The organism is Xenophilus sp., from assembly GCF_044462705.1.
In the GTDB taxonomy this organism is placed as follows: domain Bacteria; phylum Pseudomonadota; class Gammaproteobacteria; order Burkholderiales; family Burkholderiaceae_C; genus Xenophilus; species Xenophilus azovorans.
Map to the genome: position 1 here is coordinate 1 of NZ_JBIQNC010000302.1, position 4,281 is coordinate 4,281.

The 4,281-nt window shown below is 66.5% G+C and carries 3 protein-coding genes and 1 pseudogene; all 4 read right to left on the minus strand.

The window, feature by feature from the left end; all coding sequences use genetic code 11:
- A pseudogene (locus tag ACIY1X_RS25150) lies at window positions 1–166 on the minus strand (4-hydroxyphenylpyruvate dioxygenase); the annotation flags it as partial.
- Between the two features lie 409 nt (window positions 167–575).
- A complete protein-coding gene (locus tag ACIY1X_RS25155) occupies window positions 576–2,042 on the minus strand; it encodes a sodium-dependent transporter (RefSeq protein WP_399686069.1) in 1,467 nt (488 codons plus the stop codon).
- Window positions 2,043–2,113: 71 nt separating this feature from the next.
- Window positions 2,114–3,355 carry a Glu/Leu/Phe/Val dehydrogenase dimerization domain-containing protein gene (locus ACIY1X_RS25160; RefSeq protein ID WP_399686072.1) on the minus strand — a complete coding sequence of 414 codons (1,242 nt, stop codon included), beginning with the start codon at window positions 3,353–3,355 and terminating at the stop codon, window positions 2,114–2,116.
- A 24-nt stretch (window positions 3,356–3,379) separates the two neighbouring features.
- Window positions 3,380–4,281, minus strand: a 902-nt coding sequence (locus ACIY1X_RS25165) for a DUF6537 domain-containing protein (RefSeq protein ID WP_399686074.1), incomplete at its 5' end; no start/stop codon positions are given.

The window sequence follows — 4,281 nt, forward strand, 5'->3', positions numbered from 1 at the left end:
GCCAGACCTCCTTGGAGCGGTGCTTGGCGGTTTCGGTAAAGCCCATCTGGGTGAAAAGCGTGCGCAGCTGTTCGATGCCTTCGGCATTCGGCGCGGTGAATTCGACGAACTCGAAACCGTCGGTGCCGATGGGATTGTGCTGCTCGATCTTGTTCACGGCGTTCATATCGCCTCCTGATTATTGTTGTGAGGATTGCCGTCGCACGGCTTTGGCTGGGCCCATCACACCCCAGGCCAGGGCGGCGAACAATGCTGTTTACGGGCACGGCAAGCGGCGAGCGTGCGGATGACTGTCAGGTTTTCCTTACAGCGCCTTTTTCGCTGAAAAGCCTGGCCCAGCGGCTTGCCAGGCGTAACGAAAAGCTGACAGCCTGGTGCGACAAGCTGCCGCACATGTACTCGCATGGTCGGTGTCGCGCAAAAAAAAGGTGGACCGAGGTCCACCCTTCGCAAGGCGGGTCCCGCTTAAGGGCCTGCGCCTGGCATGGAGTGGACTCAGCCCACCAAAGGGACATCCCTTCACTGCTTCCCCAGGAGGCAATGGCCAAGCCGTCGCACCCGGATTCACGATTCCGTCAGATCAACCCGATCAGGTTGAGGAACACCAGCACGATGGCCACCGGCGTGCCGTAGCGCAGCAGGTTCCACCAGGCCTGGAACAGCGCGGCGTTGCGAATGCCGATGGCCTCGCTGACCACCTGGCGCTGCAGCACCCAGCCGGTGAACAGCACCGTACCCAGCCCGCCCAGCGGCATCAGCCAATTGGTGGTCAGGTAGTCCAGGGTGTCGAAGAAGGTCTTGCCGAACAGCTGGTAGTCGGCCCAGTGGTTGAACGAGAACACACTGCCCAGGCTCAGCAGCCAGAGCACCAGGCCGCTGCCCAGCACGGCCTTGGTCCGGCTGATGCGGAAGCGCTCGGTGAGCCAGGCGATGCTCGGCTCGGAGAGCGAAATGGCCGACGTCAGTGCGGCGATCACCAGCATCACGAAGAACAGCCCGCCCACGACCTGCCCCAGCGGCATCTGGCCGAAGGCCATCGGCAGGGTGACGAAGATCAGCCCCGGCCCGGCGCCGGGCTCCAGGGCGTTGCCGAACACCAGCGGGAAGATCGCCAGACCGGCCAGCAGGGCCACCGCGGTATCGGCCAGCGCTACCAGAATCGAGGTCTTGGCGATGGAGGTGCCTTCCGGCAGATAGGAGCCGTAGACCATCATCGCGCCGCAGCCCAGGCTCAGGGTGAAGAAGGCATGACCGAGGGCGACCAGCACGCTCTGCGCGGTCAGCGCGGAGAAGTCCGGCACGAAGAGAAACTGCAGCGCCTGGGCGAATTCACCTTCGATGGCGGCGTAAACCACCAGCACCAGCATCAGCACGAACAGCCCGGGCATCAGAAAACGCAGCGAACGCTCCAGCCCACCGCGCACACCGAAGCCGACGATCAGCATGGTCGCCGCCAGCACCAGCGTGGCACAGACCACCAGGCGCAGCGGGTCCGCCAACAACGCGCCGAACAGCTCGCCACTGGCCTCGCCGCTGACCCCGGCGAAGCCGCCGCTGAAGGTCGCCGGCACATAGGCCAGCGCCCAGCCGGCCACCACCAGATAGAAACTCAGGATCAGGAAGCCGGTCAGCCCGCCGAGCCAGCCCACCACGCGCCAGCGTGAACTGGCCCCGGCTTCGCGCGCCAACCGCGCCACGGCGCCATCGGGGTTCGCCCGGCCGCGACGGCCGATCATCACCTCGGCCATCAGCAGCGGAATGCCGATCAGGAGAATGCAGGCGAGGTAGACCAGCACGAAGGCGCCGCCGCCGTTCTGCCCGGTCACATAGGGGAATTTCCAGATATTGCCCAGGCCCACCGCCGAACCGGTGGCGGCGAGGAAGAACACCCAGCGCGAAGACCACAGGCCTCGGCAGGCGTTGTCCTGGATGCGTGCGCGCGCGCCGGCGAAGGTGCCGGCCGCGAGGCTGGTTTTATCGGTCATTGCGGATTCCTGCTTGTTGTTTTTGTCAGGGATGGTACGAGCGAACGGAACGGGCACGGCGCTGGCGATCAGAGCCGGCCGCCCCGCTCAGTGAAGACCGGCCCCCTCAGGCGACCGGCCGTCAAGCCTCATGAAGCCTGGCGCTTGAGCGCCTCGGCCTGCGGTACGCCGCCGGCGTGCAAGCGCTCCAGCGCCAGGCGGTCGGCGATCACCGAGGTCGGCTCGCCGCTGGCAGCGGCGCGGGTGAAGATCTCGCGCAGGGTGTCGCCGATGGCTTTCACATGGGCATCGCTCTGCGCGGCACTACCGCCGTTGCGCTGGTAGTAGACGTCGATGATGCCGCCGGCGTTGATCGCGTAGTCCGGCGCGTAGAGCTGGTTGCGCCGCTGCAGTTCGACGCCGATCTCGGCGCTGGCCAGCTGGTTGTTGGCCGCCCCGGCGATCACCGGAGCACGCAGCACTTGCAGGGTCTGCTCGTTGAGGATGCCGCCCATGGCGCAGGGCGCGAAGACGTCTACGTCGAGACCGTAGATGTCCTGCGGGCGCACCACGTTGGCGCCTACTTCCTCCATCGCCTGCTTGACGTTGGCATCGAAGATGTCCGCCACCCACAGCTCGGCGCCGGCGGCCTTCAGGTGCCGCGCCAGGCCCAGACCGACATGGCCGACGCCCTGGATCGCCACCTTCAGCCCGGCCAGATCATCGCGACCGAGGCGCTGGCGCACCGCTTCGTTGAGGCCGACGAACACGCCGTAGGCGGTGGACGGCGACGGGTCGCCGCTGGCGATGCTGCCATCGAGCGTGGTGCGTGGCGTGGCGCCGACCACATGGCGGGTGCGCTGGGCGAAGGCCTGCATTTCGGCATCGCCGGTGCCGGAGTCGGCGGCGGTGATGTAGCGCCCGCCGAGGCTATCGACGAAGTCGCCCATCGCATGCAGCAGCGCCTGGCTCTTGCCGGTATGCGGATCGCCGATGATCACTGCCTTGCCGCCGCCGAGCTTGAGCCCGGCCAGCGAGGATTTCAGCGTCATCCCGCGCGACAGCCGCAGCACGTCACGCAGGGCGTCCTCGTCACTGGCGTAGGGAAACATCCGGCAGCCACCCAGCGCCGGACCGAGGCGCGTGTCGTGGATGGCGATGATGGCTTTCAGACCCGACGCCTGGTCATGACAGAAGACCAGCTGTTCGTGGCGGTCGAAGTCGGGGTGAGCGAAGACGGACATATGGTTACCTCGTTCTTGTTGGTCTGGTGGCCTGTCACGGACAGGGCCTGCTTGTCTGGTTTCACCGGGAAGATGGGCCCGGCGTATGCAGCTGGCGTTGGCGATCAGGGTGGCGGGCCGGTGCAGTGCCCACCTGGAGCACGCCACCCAGTGGCGACCGCGCTTCTCCTCTTACGCCGCCGGCTGGAACAACCGCACGCTCTGCACTTCGTCGCCCTTGGCCAGCTGCTCGCGCAGCAATTTCTCCTGCTGGCGGGCCTTGGCGATGGAACGCTCCTTCACCGGGCCGTAGCCGCGGATCTGTTCCGGCAGCGCGGCGATGGCCACGGCGGTGCGGTAGTTGCTCGGCTTGAGCTGAGCCAGCAGCTCGTCCACGGTCTTCTCGTATTCGCTGATCAACTGGCGTTCGACGCGACGGTCGTGGCCATAGCCGAACGGGTCCAGAGGCGTGCCACGCAGGAAGCGGAACTTGGCCAGCACACCGAACACATTGAGCATCCATGGCCCCAGCTCGCGCTTGCGCGGCTCACCGGTGACGGGGTCACGCTTGGCCAGCCAGGCCGGAGCGAGGTGGAACTGCAGCCGGTAGTCGCCCTCGAACTGCGCCTCGAGCTGCTGGCGGAACTCCGGCTCGCTGTACAGCCGCGCCACCTCGTACTCGTCCTTGTAGGCCAGGAGCTTGAAGTAGTAGCGGGCGACGGCCTTGGATAGCGCCAGGTCATCGGCGCTATCGGCCTCGCGCACACGCTCGACCAGCTGGCGATAGCGGCGCGCCAGCCCGGCGCTCTGGTAACGGGTAAGGAAGTCCACGCGCCACTCGACGATCTCCTCCAGCGTCTTGCAGGCTGGCTCCGCGACCTCGGCCGGACGTGCCAGCTGCTCGACTGCTTCACGCTCTAGCACCGCATGGCGGCCCCAGCGGAAGGCCTGCAGATTCAGCTTGGCGGCAACGCCATTGAGCTCGATGGCCTTCTCGATGGCCGCGGCGCTGATCGGCAGCAGCCCCTGCTGATAGGCGAAGCCGAGCAGGAACAGGTTGGTGGCGATGCTGTCGCCCAAGAGCCGCGTGGCCA